This is a genomic window from Myxococcus dinghuensis (genome assembly GCF_024198235.1).
Taxonomy (GTDB): Bacteria; Myxococcota; Myxococcia; order Myxococcales; family Myxococcaceae; genus Myxococcus; species Myxococcus dinghuensis.
Genome location: NZ_JAKCFB010000009.1, coordinates 117,642 through 131,397 on the forward strand (window position 1 = coordinate 117,642; position 13,756 = coordinate 131,397).

Sequence of the window (13,756 nt, forward strand, 5' to 3'; positions counted from 1 at the left end):
CCGTGGTCCCCATGGCCGGGGCATCTGTATATCACTTGCATGTGCAATCGGGCTCTGTCGGACTGACGTGGGGAGCATTGGGGCTCCCCGTGTGTCTGGAGACATCCCGAATGCGCAACATGATTCGCACCCTGGTCCTGATGAGCCTCTCGGTGGGCGTCCTCTCCGCCTGTGGCCCGAGCGCGGAGCCGGAGGCCACGCCGCCGGCCGCCGAGTCCACCCAGGTGGAGCAGGGGATTGGCGTCACGCCCAACTGTCCCATCGATGGTTACCTGGACGAGATGGTGGAGTGGGGCTCCACGTGCGCGGCGTGTCGCGAGGTCGGCGGCGACGGCTCGTGGGTGAACGGCTCCTACGGCCGCGCGGGGACGCTCTACAAGCGCTGCTGCACGGGGTCGAGCTGCGATAGCTGGCACCTCATCCGTCCCGTGTGCACGTCCTGCTGAGCGGGGAGCCCCGAAGTCCCCCGACGTGAGGAGGACGACCCGGACGGTGGCATCCGGGCCGTCCCTTCCTCGAGGGACGTCGACGCGCGCTCAGCGCAGGCGCTGGTAGAGGGTGTCGGCGAGGGTGCCGTCGTCCCCGCTCAGCTCCCAGAACATCGCGCCGCCCAGGCCCTTGTTCAGGATGTAGTCGGCCTTGGCGTTGAGGGTCGACGGGTCGTCATAGGCAATCCACACGCCGGTGGACGGGCTGTAGACGTAGGCCTGGCGGGCCTCCGGGTGGACGAACTTGGAGTAGCCGGAGCCGGCGCGCTCGTAGTTGGCCTTGATGTCCTTGTAGTCGAACACGCCCGTCAGCCCGGACTGGCCGTCGTCCCACGTGCCCTTGGTGGGGACGCCGCTCTGGAACAGGCCGTTGTTCACGTTGGGCACACCGCCCCAGCCGCGTCCGTAGAAGGGGACCCCCACGACGATCTTCTCCGGCGCCACGCCCAATTCGAGCATCTTCGCGACGGAGCCGTCCGTGTAGAAGCCGGTGCTCGCCGCCGGGTCTCCCGTCACGCGGTTGAGCGCGGAGTGGAAGTTCACCGTGCTCTCGAAGGCGCCGTGATAGTCGTAGCTCATCACGTTGATCCAATCGAGGACGTTGGACAGGTTCTTCGTCTCCTGCTTGTTCGCGAGCAGGTCGGGCGACGCGCCCGTGGCGATGGTGAGCAGATAGGGTTTGCCCGTCTGCGCCGTCACCGCGTTGAGCTGGCTGCGGAACTCGGCCATCAGCAGCGTGTAGTTCTGCTTGTCCGCGGGGCTGTTGGTGTTGCCCGGCAGGCCGCCGCCCACCGGGTACTCCCAGTCGATGTCGATGCCGTCGAAGACCCCCTCGCCGTTGACGGGCGTCACGCCGGGGAACTGGCCCCTGATGAACAGGTCCACGCACGACTTCACGAACGCGGTGCGCGAGGCGGCGGAGGCCGCCGCCCGGGAGAAGTACGTGGACCACGTCCACCCGCCCACGGAGATGAGCACCTTGAGGTGCGGCTGCGTCTTCTTCAGCTCCTTGAGCGCGCGGAAGTTGCCGCGCAGTTGCCCCGGGTCCCACTCCCCCGGCCAGCCGCCGCCCTTGTCGATGTCCGCGAAGAGGTCCCCGAGCACGCACTTGCCGTCCGCGGAGACGTTGGAGAACGCGTAGTTGACGTGGGTCAGCTTGGCGGCCGGGATGTTCGCCACCTGGTAGTTGCGGCCGTAGATGCCCCACTGCGTGAAGTACGCCACGATGCGCTTGCTCGTGGAGCTGCCCGGGATGGCCACCGTCACGCTCACCTGCTGGGAGCCCACGTTGCCGGCCTGGTCGTAGGCCCGGAGGACATAGGTGTACGTGCCGTTCTGCGCGGCGCTGGAGAAGCTGCGCGTGTAGCTGGTGGCGTTGGCGACGACCGCCCCGTTCTCCAGCAGCTCCACGCGGGTGACGCCCACGTTGTCGGAGGCGGTGCCGCTGAGGGTGAGCGACCCGGGCGCGGTGATGCGGGTGGCGTTGGCGCCGAAGGTGACGGTGGGCGCGGTGGTGTCGCCGGTGCCGGGGATGGCCACCGTGACGCTCACCTGCTGGCTGCCCACGTTGCCGGCCTGGTCATAGGCGCGGAAGACGTAGGTGTACGTGCCGTTCTGCGCGGCGCCGGAGAAGCTGCGCGTGTAGCTGACGCTGGTGGAGACGACGGTGCCGTTCTCCAGCACCTCCACGCGCGTGACGCCCACGTTGTCCGTCGCGGTGCCGGTGAGGGTGAGCGAGCCCGGCGCGGTGAGGCGGGTGGCGCTCGCGCCGAAGGTGACGGTGGGCGCGGTGGTGTCGCCACCACCGGCGGGCCCCAGGTCCAGCCACAACGCCGCCACGGCGGGAGGTGTCCAGTCCGCCTGGGAGGTGTGCGCCTGGCGGCACTCGTAGAGGCGCCCGTCGTAGGTGACCTGCGTGCCCGGCGTGTAATAGACGCCCACCGCCCACGCCGCGGCGAGCGGGGCCCTCATCACGCTCCCAGGGCCTCCGGCGTGCGCCGACGACGGCTCCTGGCCACACCCGCCCAGGGACAGGGTGGTGACCATCAACCCGATGAACCACTTGCTGCGATGCATGTGTGCTCTCCTCGCTGAGCAGGATGGGAGCCCTGGCGACACCAGGGGCTCACAGGCCTAGAGAGGGAGCGTCCGGGAATTCCGGGTCAATGCCTCACACGGGGTCCCGCGGAAGGTGGAATCCGTGGCATGGACATCAATGCCACTGTTCATTTCCACCGACCCAGGTGGCCAGGACGGTGAGGTCCTCGGCCAGGAGGGCGAGGTCCGCGCGCAGGCCCGGCGCGAGCCTGCCCCGCGAGTCCTCCAGGCCGAGCGCGTGAGCGGGGTAGAGGGAGGCCATGCGCAGCGCCTCGTCGAGCGACACGTCGAGCAGCCGGACGGCGTTGCCCACCGCGGTGGCCTGGTCGATGTCCGCGCCCGCGAGGGTGCCGTTCTCGGTCATCAGCCGTCCGTCGTGCCGGAGGATGTGCTTGCCGTAGAGGGTGAAGGAGGTGGCCTGGGTGCCCACCGGGGGCATGGCGTCGCTGACGAGCAACACCTTGCCCCGGGGCTTGGTCTTGAGGAGCAGCCGGAGGTTGGCGGGGTGGACGTGGTGGCCGTCCACGATGATGCCGCACCACGCCTCGTCCGCCTCGAAGCCCGCGAGCACGGGGCCGGGCTGGCGGCCGGTGATGGGGGGCATGGCGTTGAACAGGTGCGTGAAGCCGCGCACGCCCGCCTTCACGGCCTGGAGCGTGCGCTCGTGGCTCGCGGCCGTGTGGCCCACGGACAACACCACGCCACCCGCCGCGAGCCGCTGGAGGACGTCGTCCGCGACGTGCTCCGGCGCCAGCGTCACGAGCAGCCGTCCACCCAGCCGGTCCAACTGCTCCGCGAGCGCGACGAGCGACTCGACGGCGCCGTCGTCGGGGGCGCGGATGAAGCGCGCGTCGTGGACGCCCGCGCGCTCGGGGCTGATGAAGGGGCCCTCCAGGTGCAGGCCGAGCACGCCCGCCTCGGGACGCGCGGTGGCCTCCAGCGCCGCCGCCTGGGCCTGGAGGGCGCGCCGCGGGTCGTCGGTGATGAACGTGGGCAGCAGGGCCGTGGTGCCGAAGCGGCGCAGGGTGGAGGCGATGGCGAGCGCCGCGTCCGGGGTGGGCGTCTCGTTGAAGAGCACGCCGCCCGCGCCGTTGACCTGGAGGTCGATGAAGCCCGGCGCCAGCAGCGTGTTCTCCGGTAGCCGGCGCGTCTCCACGCCCGCGGGCAACACGCTCTCCGGCACGACGTCGGCGATGCGTCCGTCCTCGAGCACCAGCGCATGTCCGTCGAGCTGCTGCTCCCCGGTGAACAGCCTGGCTCCCAGCAGCGCCTGTGTCGTCACGCCGTCTCCTCCGCTTCCGCGTGGGTGGGCCGCGCGGCGGGGCCTGGACCTCCTGGCTCCGCCGGCCGATGTCTCCGGTGTAGCAGCTCCCGGCCCGACCCGACGAGCCCGCCCGGCCGCAATGTGGAGGTCCTTACGAATGCGCCCGCGCGCGGGGCGGGACAGGCGGGGCGGGAGCGGCTTGACGCGGGTGAGGGTCTACCTGCCGCTCATGGTGATGACCGCGTCGGGGCTGCCCGTCTTCTCGCGCGCGGAGGCCGGCGGATGGGCCGAGCCCTCGGCGCTCGGCTGGGGGCTGATGTCCGCCTTCTGGGCGCTCGTGTGGTGGGGGCGGCGACGCTGGTCGTCCTCCTGTGGCCGGGGCAGCGCCAGCGCGCCTCCTGAGCGCGCACGGCCTCGTCCGGGAGGGAGGGGCGGGCGGGACCGCGCGAAGGGCGCCATGCGCAGCGGGCCCTTCCTCCTTGCGTCCCTGGATGTTGCGGTGGTGGCGGCATCGTCCCAGCTTGGCGGTGACGGGGGCCGGGTCGCGCGGATGCTCGACCGTCCACGCACTGGGGAGGTGCCACATGTTGGAGCAAGCCGCGTCGGGGCTGACGGCGCAGGAGGCGCGAGTCATCGCGCGCGAGGCCTATGTCTTCGGGCTGCCGCTCGTGGAGAACTACCGGCTGTTCGCCCTGGACCACCTGCCGGACTCACCCCACTTCCGTCCCTCCAACACCTGGCGCCACGTCTCGCGGCTCGTCACGCCCGAGGACCGCGACGTCGTCACGCCGAACAGCGACACGCTCTATTCGGAGGCCTGTCTCGACCTGCGCGGCGCGCCGGTCATCATCGAGACGCCGGAGCTCGACGGGCGCTACTTCTGCATCCAGTTGGTCGACATCACGACCAACAACCTCCCGTACATCGGCACTCGGGCCACGGGCACGTCTCCCGGGCGCTTCGTCGTCGTGGGGCCGGATTGGAAGGGCACCATGCCGGGCAACCTCCATGGGGTCCCCGTCATCCACTCCGCGTCGCGCTTCGTGCTGGCCCTGCTGCGCATCGGCGTCGACGGCCCCCAGGACGTGCCCGTCGTCGCGGCGCTCCAGCAGCGCTTCCGCCTCCTGTCCTTCAGCGACTTCTCCGAAGGAGGCGCGCAGCGACTGCCCGATATCGCGTGGCCGCCCTACTTCGACCCGAAGAAGGACGAGACGCTCCGGGCCTTCGAGTACGTCAACTTCATGATGCAGTGGCACCGCTTCCTGGACTCCGCCCAGCCCGTGCTGGAGCGCTTCGCGCGCATCGGCGTGCGGGCCGGCGAGCGGTTCGACGCGAAGGCCCTGCCCTCCGACGTCCGCGCCGCGATGCTCGAGGGCGTGAAGGTCGCCCGGGACGACATCCGCCGCACGCCGACGCTGTACCAGGGCTGGGAGCTGCCGGACCCGAAGGTGGGCGCGTACGGCGATGACTACCTGCTGCGCGCGCACGTCGCCTGGAACTACCTGTACGCGAACTCCCCCGAGGAGGCCATCTACCCCATCACCCACCGCGACGCGGCGGACCAGCCCCTGGACGGGAGCACGGGGCGCTACGTGCTGCGCTTCCCCCGTGAGGCACTGCCGCCCGCGCGGTTCTTCTGGTCGGTGACCGCGTACGACACCCGGACCCGGATGCTGGTGGAGAACCCCCTCCAGCGCTATTCGCTGGGGGACCGCTCGCGCGAGCTGAAGAAGTCGGAGGATGGCTCGCTGTCGCTGTTCCTCCAGCAGGAGGCGCCGGAGGCGCGGCGCATGGAGAACTGGCTGCCCGTCCCGGATGGGCGCTTCTATGTCGTCCTGCGCATCTATGGGCCGAAGGAGGAGGCCCTGCGCGGTCGGTACATCCCGCCCGCCATCGAGGCGCTCAGCGACTGAGCGTCCCGCTCCTGTCCAGGCGGGAAACCTGCCCACGGAGACAGCGACCGTGGGCAGGAGAGGGCGGCGGAGGGAAGGCTTTGTGGGGTGTGGGTGACGATGCGTCCACGCCCGCCGCGCTCACGTCAGACGTGTCCGAGCCTCAGTGTACGAACGACTCCGCCTCGACCTCGCGGACCTCGTAGGTCGGCTTGCAGTAGTTGAGGCTGAGGGCCTCGGTGGTGCCCGCCGCGATGCTCGGGCCGGTCCAGTAGCAGCGCTGGGACGCGTTGCAGGCCTCGCGCGTGGTGTGGACCGCGCAGGCGCAGGCCCAGGCGTCGCCGGTGCAGATGGCCTCCTCGCGGACCTCCGGCGACTCCGGAGACAGGGTGGTGGACTCCGCGCCTCCGCCACAGGCGGAGAGGGTGAACATCAAGGCGGCAAGGGTGAGACTTCGATGCATGGTGAGACCTCCATGACGACAAGAGGAGTCATCGGAATGATGACTCCCACGGCACATCGACAGACATTCTCGCGGGGACTACTCGTACGTCGGCAGGCAGCGGCCCGTGCTGAGGGTCAGCGACTGCCAATAGCAGTGCCAGCCATTGGTGGACGTCGCCTGGCGGCACGCGTCCTCCGTCTTCTGCGACGCGCAGAAGCACTCCCAGGCATTGGCGCTCCCACAAATGGCTTCCTGCTCCACCTGCGACAGCGCTCCGGGGGCACCAGGGGTGATGTCTTCGCTTCCACCACACGCGGTCAGTCCGAGCAGTGAGGCCAGCACGAGGATGCGACGCATGATGTCAACTCCTGTTCAGCGAGGAGATGCCTCACGTCGTGTGAGGCGGCGCACCTTGCAACGAGAGGCGACGCGCTGTCGAGGATGCCCTGAGTCATCCCCCCTCAAGCGGATGACGCTCTCCGTCACATGTCAGGGATTGAGCGCGTGGGTGTAACAATCAGGGATGAGGTGTCATCCGGGCGCTCGACCCACAGGAAGTGCGCGGCCCCCTCCACCCGACAGTGGAGGAGGTGGGGGCCCTGGAAGGCGGGCTGCGACCAGGGCGTCTGCTGGACGATGCGGTCGTCGGCGCCGCTGAGGGTGTCGATCCCCGCGCGGGGGTTCTGGACAGCCTGCCAGCAAACCTGCCTGCTCAGGCTGTCCAGCGCGGGCACCTGCCATCCTCGGCCCGAACCGCCCGGTCAGGCAAAGAGCGGTCTACCCTCCTCCATGGCTTCGCGGATGGCACGCGCGTCGATGCCTTCTTCACCCTTGATGAGCGAGGGATGGAGGATGCCCCTGACCGAACTCGCTTCCTTCGGTGAGAAGCCGAAATAGCTCGGCTTCTTCACTTCCGTACCCTCTTCCTGGGCCCGCTTCTCCGCCTCCTCCGCGTACTTCGAGAACGCGTGGTAACTGCTCTTCTCGACGCGGAGCAGCCGCGCCTGGGGCTTCTGGCCAATCTCGAAGAGGCCATCCCCCGAAGCCTCGAGCCAGCTCCCGGCGACCAGCGCCTCCTTGACGGCGAAGTGCGCGGGCTTGCTGAGATGGGTGAAGGGCATCCCCTCGACATTCATCGACTTGCCGACATCGAGCATCGCGTCCATGTCGACGAAGGCCTGCTGACAGAAGATCGATCCTGTCACGAGGAGCGCACCATAGAAGTCGCCCTGGATGAAGAAGAGCGGACCGTTGACGGTGAGGTCACCGTCGATGACATGCAGCGTGACGTCCCCTTCGTCGGCCGCACCGAAGTTCACGGGTCCGTCGATGACCACGTCGCCCTGGCGGACGAGGTAGTGCGGAGGGTCCTCGGGGAAGACCTCTCCGAGGCCGTCCTCGCTGATGCCGTTGAGCTCGTACTTCGCGCTCGCGTCCTCGAAGGGAATCTCACTCCATTCCAGTTCCTGGTTCTCGGTGAACATCGTTTCCTCGTTCAAGACGCGGTCGCGCCGGTATCGAAACTCGCCCGGAAACGTGTCAGTCGGTGTCCGACGCTGTTGAGGAATCAACGGCGAATGTGCCGTGAGCGGTATGTTCCGTCGAACCCATGGATGACGAGATGCAGCGGACGAGCATGAGTCGTTACACCGAGCGCGATGGCGCCGTGGTCTGCACCCTCTCAGGCTTCGGAGCGGAGGTCGTCGTCGAGACGACCTTGGATTCGAAGACGTGGAGCGAGCTGGGGGATGGCTACGCCAAGGACGCTACGCGCGTGCTGTACGACGGCGAGGACATCGACGCGGACGCGGCGTCGTTCGTCGTCCTCCGTCACGGGTACGCGAAGGATGCGGCGACGGTGTTTTCACGGGGGACGCCGGAGGAGACGGATGCTTGGGATGCGCCGAGCTTCGTCGCGTTCGGTAGGAGATACGTCGCCGATCGTCGTGGAGTCTTCTGCATCCGCTACACCTACGACTGCTACGAAGCTGTCGAGGTCTCTGGCGCGGACCCCCGTGACTTCGAGGAGATCGGGCTCGCACTCGGCCGCGCGCCGCGCGCAGGTGTGGTCTACAACAATGGTGTCGTCGAAGCGCGCCTCGAGGCGTCCTCCATCGAGCTTCGCGGCCGGTGTTTCGTCGTCGATCGCAACGGCGTCTACCATCTTCACTCCGGCGGGAAACACACCGACACGAACACGCTCTCCCGGATCGACGCGGACCCGCGCTCCTTCACCGTGTTGGGTGAGTACTACGCGGCCGATGCAGGGAACGTCTTCTATTTCCTCGACGACGACGGCGACGCCGACGTGGCGACGCTCCGGCGCATCGTCGGTGTTTCGCCCGTGGGGTTCGAGGTCATCGGGGCGTTGGACGGATATGCTCGCGCTGGGCAGCTCATCCTCAATCACGGCGTCGTCGAGACCGAGATCGTCGATCCCGCGAGCTTCGAGGCGCTCGCACCCGGGTGGGCCCGCGACCGCCTGCACGTCTACGAAATGCGTCCTCAGCTCCGCGCGATGGCCGGCTTCCAATACGAGGTGCTGTCGGCCCGAATCGTCCCCGGCGCGGATCCCACCACGTTCCGGAACGTGTAATCGCTCCGGTCGCGTGCCGAGTCCGCTGTTGCAGGACAGCGCGACCTGGTCCGTCTGTCCGAGCGGGCGCGCCCCCGCGGCGACTCCGGGCCGCGCGGCGGCGGTCAGGAGTTCTCGGGCGTGAGGGGCGGGGTGGGGTGCATGACCGCCACGCGGCGAGGGTCCCTGGGGTCGATGACCACATCCAGGGTGGACCCCACGTCTGCCTTGCCCGCGAGGATGAGGGCGGGGAGCAGGGCGCGGGTCTTCGCCTCGTAGGTGTCGTGTCCATGTCGCCAGACCCGGACGGGCAAGGACGTGACCTGGAGGTTGTTCACCCCCCGCTGCTTCTACTGATAAACCAGCAAGTTCAGTTGCTTACTTCACTAGCGGGTGTCTTCGCCCCTGTCGTGTGCCCTCAGTGTGCCCCTTCGGTGACGGACCCCGAAGCGGACGGAGGGAAGGGGTTGGGCCTGTCGAGCTGCTGAACCGCGTTCGCGCGCGTTTCCGGCGACAGATGGGCGTATCGCTCGGTCATGGCGATGGTCGCGTGTCCCATGAGTTCCTGGATGACCTTCAGAGGGATCCCGCGCATGGCGAGATGGCTGCCGTAGGTATGGCGTAGATCGTGCCATCCGATGAGCCCTTGCTCGCGACTGATGCCTACCCTCGACCTCGACTTCCTAATGATTCTGATCATCTATGGTGCGGGTGCCCTGCCTGCCAGGGGGAGACCGTCTCGGTTGGTTTCACCGAGGAGCTTCCCTCTTTCCCGCTCGTCCCTGTTCGCCGACTACACACTTATAGGGACACAACCACGACTGCGGGGGCCCTGAGGTGAGGACCACAATGACGGGCACCTATGAATCCAGGTGCCCGTCATCGTGTACAGGACGGGTGACAATGCATGGCTGGCAATGGCGCGCTGGTGGTGGCAGCTAGGGACTCTTCGCGGGCGGCGCTCTCTTCGTGAGTTCTCGCTTGAGTTGATGGCAGCGCGGTTCGTACTGAGGTTCGCTGATGGTTGCCCTGTTGCCGTTCATCTGGTTCCGCTGAACAGCTTCATCAATCAGCACGCCCTCGGCCCGCGCTGCCTTGCAATAGGCCTCCATCGAGGCCACCGTATTCCCCGCCTGTTCATAGAGTGCTGCCCGCTCGGCCCAGCAGAGCATCGCGAGTGTTTCAGGCGTCCGCGCAAGAAACGAATCCAGGACATCAATGGCTTCTCGTGCTGCTCCGGTCGCACGGAGGTACTCGCGTGTCGCGAGCACCTTCTCGCATTCCAGGTTGGCATCCAGTTCGGAAGGTTGAGCGTTGACTTGGAGTTCCTCGCCCACAAATGCCGTGCCCTTCCAGCTCCCTTCCTGGGTGTCGGAGCGTGAGTCAAAATGCGCGCGGAAGATGTAGGAGCCTGGAACGAGGGCAAGGGCCGCCGTCTCCTGCTCTGTCAACCCGAAGTGGCCTATGAGGATGCGAGCAGCACCAGGCTGCAGGGAGACCTGCCGCGGGGAGCCTCCTAGGTAGCGAAGACGCAGGGGGGTCACCACCCGGCGCTTGAGGGTCTCGTTGAAGCGAGCGAGCTCGAACCGGACCAGTGGACTCAGGTTGTCTGTGCGGGAGGTGACGACGAGGCTCCTTGCGACTCCTGGCTTCGCTTCATCCTCCGCACTGGGAAGGAGGCGCAGGTAGACCGTGACGACCATCGGCCAACCCGGAAACAGGCGTCCGGGTGTCGTCGAGAAAGAAAGCTTGGCTCGAACCTCCTCCGGAGTCTGGGGAAGCGGAGTGGGCGTGAAGCGCGGCTGGGCCTGGGCCAGCGAGGCCAGGGCGAGGACCGCAAGAATCAGCGCGAGGGGAAATGTCTTCGTCATGGCGAGTTCCTGATGGGATGTGGGGAGCGGTCATTCACGCAAAGGCGATGATTGCAGTTTCCTCGTGTCGGCGCGGCGTTTCCATGCCGGTCAGGCCCAGCAGCCGACGCGCGTGCGGCCCTCCGGCAACGTCACCACGTTGTAGCCCGTGTACCCGTCCACCACGAGCGCACCCGTGGTGCCGCCCAGCACGTCCTTGGGCGTCTTTCCCGCGCGGCCCAGGCTGAAGCGGTAGCCGATGAGCCACGCGCCCTCGCGTGTCTGGGTGAGAAACGTCCAGAGGTAACCCCGGCGCGTCTTCTTCACGTCCAGCACCCGCAGCGGTGTCTCGTCCGCCAGCACGACTTCGGCGGACGCGATGCATTGCAGCAGGTGCGTCGACAGAGGCAGCAGCACCGAGGCCGAGTGGTGGAAGAGGTCCGTCAGCGTGCTGCGACTCATGGGGACGCCGCCTCGCTCCAACCGCTGCGCCAGCCGGTGCAAGGGCATGGCGTCCGCGCACTTGGAGACGACAACGTGCGCGAGCAGGCCCGGGCCGTACTCGCCCTTGTCCACCACCTTGGGTGGAATCGGATGATCATGGACGCCCTACTCCAGGCTGAGACGAAAGCCGGCCGGATGTTGACGCGGGATGGGATCTTGAGGGAGGTCGCGAGGCATATGCGGGACTATCGAATCCCTATGAACTTCACTTTTGGGAGGGGACGATGAGTGGTGGAGAGACATGGCGGGGCGACATCAAGGCACGCCTGTCCGAGCGGGTTCGTGAACGCGGCTTCGCCTCACTCCTCGCCTTTGCCGAAGCACGCCCTGCCGTTCCGCTCTACGTCCTTGCCGACGAACTGGGCTTCGACGTTGCGGCTGTGCAGATTCTAAGCGGCTTGATGAACGAGGCGGAGCAGCGCAAGCAGGTAACGCGCTTGGTACGTGACGTCCTCGTGCGCGAGTTGGCCGAGAGGTTTTCGAATGGCTGGCCGGACGTGCGGGACGATGCAGCCCGTGGAGAGGTTGCGATGGGGCTTGGGTCGTGGTTCGCCTATACCCCACCGGGAGCGGGTTGACCGGGCAGGGAATGAGCTTCTCTCCAACCCCCCGCCGACCGGCTGGCGCCCTCTCGGACCTGACGACGAGCTTCTCCGGATGCTCCTGCCGGACGAGGAAGCCTGACCACCCCTGAAGCAGGTGAGTTGGTGAGTTAGGGACCATGCCGCCGTGTGCCCCCAGTGTGCCCCTCCAGCGAGGTTTGAGGTGGCACCTGGGGAAACAACGTGGGACGGGGCGGGATGAACAACCTGAGGAAATTCAAGGCGATAGCGGGTAACAGCGCGTCCTGCTTAGGGTTTTCCATCGCCCTGCCTGCGGGTTGTTCACCCGCAGCCCCGTGACCTGGCGCTCCAGGAGCTCGGCCTCCGCCCTCTCTCCCGAGGCGAGGAGGCGGGGGACCTCGACGAGGAACCACCGGGAGTCGAGGGGGCTGCGGATGAAGAACAGGACGCCGAACGCCACGGCGACGACGGCGATTCCCGACAGCAGCACCCACCCGGTGGACGTCCCTTGATCCATGGCGAGACGCAGTGGAGGGACGGCCACCCGGCAATGAGATGGCCGACCCTGCCGGTCCGCGGGCTCAGGGCGCCTTCGGCGCCTTCTTCTCCAGCCGCTCGATGACCTCAACGGCGTTGCGGTTGTCCGGGTCCAGCTCCAGCGAGCGGCGATAGCTGGCCAGGGCCTTCGCCTCGTCACCGCTGGCCAGGTAGGCCTCGCCCAGGCTGTCGTGCGCGTTGGAGTCCTGGGGATAGGACTCCGCGTTCAGCTTGAACACCTCGAGGGCGTCCGCCATGCGCTGGTCGCGCAGCAGGATGTAGCCGACGGTGTTGAGCTGTCCGGGGGAGAAGTCGTACTGCGTGGCCTTGTTCGCCTTGAGGTCGCGATACATCGCGACGACGTCGGCGACGGGGGCCTTCGCCAGTCGCTCCAGCACCACCTCGCCGATGGGGGGCCGGGGGGCGCGGGGCGTCACCCCGTGGAGGATGCTCAGCAGGCCCCGGGCCAGCTCCTCGACCTTGTCGCCGCGCGAGGTGTTGTCGAGGACGATGACGACCTCCTTGCTCGCGGGGACGCGGACCAGGAACGTGTTGAAGCCGTTGATGCCGCCGCCGTGGCTCTGCGTCGCCACCTCCGTCTTGCCGTCATCCAGCTTGAGGGACTTCACGCTCCAGCCGAACGCGTAGTTGCGCAGGCCGGGGGTGAACATGCGCTCCTCGAGCGGCTTGGGCAGCAGCTTGCCCTGGGAGAGGGCGCGGTCCCAGCGATACAGGTCCCCCACCGTGGAGTAGAGCGAGCCGGCGGCGTAGGGCAGGCCCATGTCGATATAGGGCGCGTTGAGGTAGCCCGTCGGCCGGAGCACGTAGCCGCTCGCGCGCTTGGGGAGCACCGTCGCCGACACGTCGTAGCCGGAGTCCTTCATTCCCACGGGCGTGAAGATGCGCTCCTGGAGCGCCTTCGCGTAGCTCTTCCCGGTGACCTTCTCGATGATGGCGCCCAGCAGGAAGTAGCCGGAGTTGTTGTAGGAGAACTGGGTCCCCGGCTCGAAGGCCAGGTCGCCGCTGGCGTGCTGCCGGACGAAGTCGGAGACGGTGTACGGGTTGCGCGCCACCTTGTCGTTGAAGTCGGGATGCGACGTGTAGCTGGGGATGCCGGAGGTGTGGTTCAGCAGGTGCGTGAGGGTGACGCGGTCCCCGGTGTCCTTGCGGTAGTCCGGCAGGTAGCGGGTGACGGGGGCATCGAGCTCCAGCTTCCCCTCCGCCACCAACTGCAGGATGACCATGGCCGTGAACTGCTTGGTGATGGAGCCGATGCGGAACTTCGTGTCGGGTGTGTTGGGCACCTGCCACTCGAAGTTCGCCGAACCGTAGGCCTTCTCGAGGACGATGCCGCCCTCGTTGGCCACCAGCACCGTGCCGTTGAACTGGCGGAGCTTGTGGTACTGCGCGGCCAGCTTGTCCATCGCGGCCTTGCTCGGCGCGGCGCTGGCGGCGGAGGCCAGCGCGCACGCCATGAGCCCGAATACGACGCCGAGCCGGGCCAGTGTCCTCTGCATACGACCTTCTCCTGGATGGGGGGA

Annotated in this window: 14 protein-coding genes and 2 pseudogenes; 4 read left to right on the forward strand and 12 right to left on the reverse strand. The window is 67.7% G+C overall.

The annotated features are described in order from the left end of the window. Positions 1–110: 110 nt before the first annotated feature. A complete protein-coding gene (locus LZ198_RS15160) occupies positions 111–446 on the forward strand; it encodes a hypothetical protein (RefSeq protein WP_253972669.1) in 336 nt (111 codons plus the stop codon). A gap of 90 nt (positions 447–536) precedes the next feature. Here LZ198_RS15160 and LZ198_RS15165 read toward each other — a convergent pair whose 3' ends face one another. The 3 genes from LZ198_RS15165 to LZ198_RS15175 all read right to left on the reverse strand — a co-directional run bounded on the left by LZ198_RS15165 (position 537) and on the right by LZ198_RS15175 (position 4,308). Further along, positions 537–2,564 carry a glycosyl hydrolase family 18 protein gene (locus LZ198_RS15165; RefSeq protein WP_253972670.1) on the reverse strand — a complete coding sequence of 676 codons (2,028 nt, stop codon included), beginning with the start codon at positions 2,562–2,564 and terminating at the stop codon, positions 537–539. 136 nt (positions 2,565–2,700) lie between these two features. Beyond that, the gene (gene nagA, locus LZ198_RS15170) at positions 2,701–3,867 is read right to left on the reverse strand and encodes an N-acetylglucosamine-6-phosphate deacetylase (RefSeq protein WP_253972671.1); all 1,167 of its coding nucleotides are present in this window, start codon (positions 3,865–3,867) and stop codon (positions 2,701–2,703) included. Between the two features lie 198 nt (positions 3,868–4,065). Continuing rightward, positions 4,066–4,308 carry a hypothetical protein gene (locus LZ198_RS15175; protein ID WP_253972672.1) on the reverse strand — a complete coding sequence of 81 codons (243 nt, stop codon included), beginning with the start codon at positions 4,306–4,308 and terminating at the stop codon, positions 4,066–4,068. A 125-nt stretch (positions 4,309–4,433) separates the two neighbouring features. Here LZ198_RS15175 and LZ198_RS15180 point away from each other — a divergent pair, with 125 nt between their 5' ends. Continuing rightward, positions 4,434–5,762, forward strand: a complete 1,329-nt coding sequence (locus tag LZ198_RS15180) for a DUF1254 domain-containing protein (RefSeq protein ID WP_253972673.1) — start codon at positions 4,434–4,436, stop codon at positions 5,760–5,762. Between the two features lie 142 nt (positions 5,763–5,904). Here the strand turns inward: LZ198_RS15180 and LZ198_RS15185 are convergent, their stop codons facing one another. The 3 genes from LZ198_RS15185 to LZ198_RS15195 all read right to left on the reverse strand — a co-directional run bounded on the left by LZ198_RS15185 (position 5,905) and on the right by LZ198_RS15195 (position 7,757). Continuing rightward, complete coding sequence (locus tag LZ198_RS15185; protein ID WP_253972674.1) at positions 5,905–6,204, reverse strand: hypothetical protein; 300 nt, start codon at positions 6,202–6,204, stop codon at positions 5,905–5,907. 78 nt (positions 6,205–6,282) lie between these two features. Continuing rightward, positions 6,283–6,543, reverse strand: coding sequence for a hypothetical protein (locus tag LZ198_RS15190; RefSeq protein WP_253972675.1), 261 nt, complete (start codon positions 6,541–6,543; stop codon positions 6,283–6,285). A gap of 404 nt (positions 6,544–6,947) precedes the next feature. Then, positions 6,948–7,757, reverse strand: coding sequence for a hypothetical protein (locus LZ198_RS15195; RefSeq protein ID WP_253972676.1), 810 nt, complete (start codon positions 7,755–7,757; stop codon positions 6,948–6,950). A 38-nt stretch (positions 7,758–7,795) separates the two neighbouring features. On the opposite strand from LZ198_RS15195, the gene LZ198_RS15200 reads away from it, so the two are divergent. After that, positions 7,796–8,782: a DKNYY domain-containing protein gene (locus tag LZ198_RS15200; protein ID WP_253972677.1), complete on the forward strand. Its 987-nt coding sequence runs from the start codon at positions 7,796–7,798 to the stop codon at positions 8,780–8,782. Between the two features lie 104 nt (positions 8,783–8,886). Here LZ198_RS15200 and LZ198_RS15205 read toward each other — a convergent pair whose 3' ends face one another. The 4 genes and pseudogenes from LZ198_RS15205 to LZ198_RS15220 form a co-directional block, all read right to left on the reverse strand. Then, on the reverse strand, positions 8,887–9,099 hold the full coding sequence (locus LZ198_RS15205; protein ID WP_253972678.1) for a hypothetical protein: 213 nt from the start codon (positions 9,097–9,099) through the stop codon (positions 8,887–8,889). A gap of 80 nt (positions 9,100–9,179) precedes the next feature. Next, a pseudogene (locus tag LZ198_RS15210) lies at positions 9,180–9,449 on the reverse strand (tyrosine-type recombinase/integrase); the annotation flags it as partial. A 250-nt stretch (positions 9,450–9,699) separates the two neighbouring features. Then, entirely contained in the window at positions 9,700–10,632 is a 933-nt protein-coding gene (locus LZ198_RS15215) for a hypothetical protein (RefSeq protein ID WP_253972679.1), read from the reverse strand. A gap of 90 nt (positions 10,633–10,722) precedes the next feature. Further along, positions 10,723–11,190, reverse strand: coding sequence for an IS66 family transposase (locus LZ198_RS15220; RefSeq protein ID WP_253972680.1), 468 nt, complete (start codon positions 11,188–11,190; stop codon positions 10,723–10,725). Between the two features lie 149 nt (positions 11,191–11,339). Here LZ198_RS15220 and LZ198_RS15230 point away from each other — a divergent pair. After that, positions 11,340–11,799: pseudogene (locus LZ198_RS15230) on the forward strand (NUDIX hydrolase). 135 nt (positions 11,800–11,934) lie between these two features. Here the strand turns inward: LZ198_RS15230 and LZ198_RS15235 are convergent. Both LZ198_RS15235 and LZ198_RS15240 read right to left on the reverse strand, forming a co-directional pair. Further along, complete coding sequence (locus tag LZ198_RS15235; RefSeq protein ID WP_253972681.1) at positions 11,935–12,168, reverse strand: hypothetical protein; 234 nt, start codon at positions 12,166–12,168, stop codon at positions 11,935–11,937. A gap of 91 nt (positions 12,169–12,259) precedes the next feature. Then, positions 12,260–13,732, reverse strand: a complete 1,473-nt coding sequence (locus LZ198_RS15240; RefSeq protein ID WP_253972682.1) for a serine hydrolase — start codon at positions 13,730–13,732, stop codon at positions 12,260–12,262. Positions 13,733–13,756 lie beyond the last annotated feature (24 nt).

Bases quoted from the DNA above. Each gene is read 5' to 3' on its own strand.
- LZ198_RS15160 (WP_253972669.1), top strand. From the start codon at position 111: ATGCGCAACATGATTCGCACCCTGGTCCTGATGAGCCTCTCGGTGGGC.
- LZ198_RS15165 (WP_253972670.1), bottom strand. From the start codon at position 2,564: ATGCATCGCAGCAAGTGGTTCATCGGGTTGATGGTCACCACCCTGTCC.
- LZ198_RS15175 (WP_253972672.1), bottom strand. From the start codon at position 4,308: ATGGCGCCCTTCGCGCGGTCCCGCCCGCCCCTCCCTCCCGGACGAGGC.
- LZ198_RS15180 (WP_253972673.1), top strand. From the start codon at position 4,434: ATGTTGGAGCAAGCCGCGTCGGGGCTGACGGCGCAGGAGGCGCGAGTC.
- LZ198_RS15185 (WP_253972674.1), bottom strand. From the start codon at position 6,204: ATGCATCGAAGTCTCACCCTTGCCGCCTTGATGTTCACCCTCTCCGCC.
- LZ198_RS15190 (WP_253972675.1), bottom strand. From the start codon at position 6,543: ATGCGTCGCATCCTCGTGCTGGCCTCACTGCTCGGACTGACCGCGTGT.
- LZ198_RS15200 (WP_253972677.1), top strand. From the start codon at position 7,796: ATGGATGACGAGATGCAGCGGACGAGCATGAGTCGTTACACCGAGCGC.
- LZ198_RS15215 (WP_253972679.1), bottom strand. From the start codon at position 10,632: ATGACGAAGACATTTCCCCTCGCGCTGATTCTTGCGGTCCTCGCCCTG.
- LZ198_RS15240 (WP_253972682.1), bottom strand. From the start codon at position 13,732: ATGCAGAGGACACTGGCCCGGCTCGGCGTCGTATTCGGGCTCATGGCG.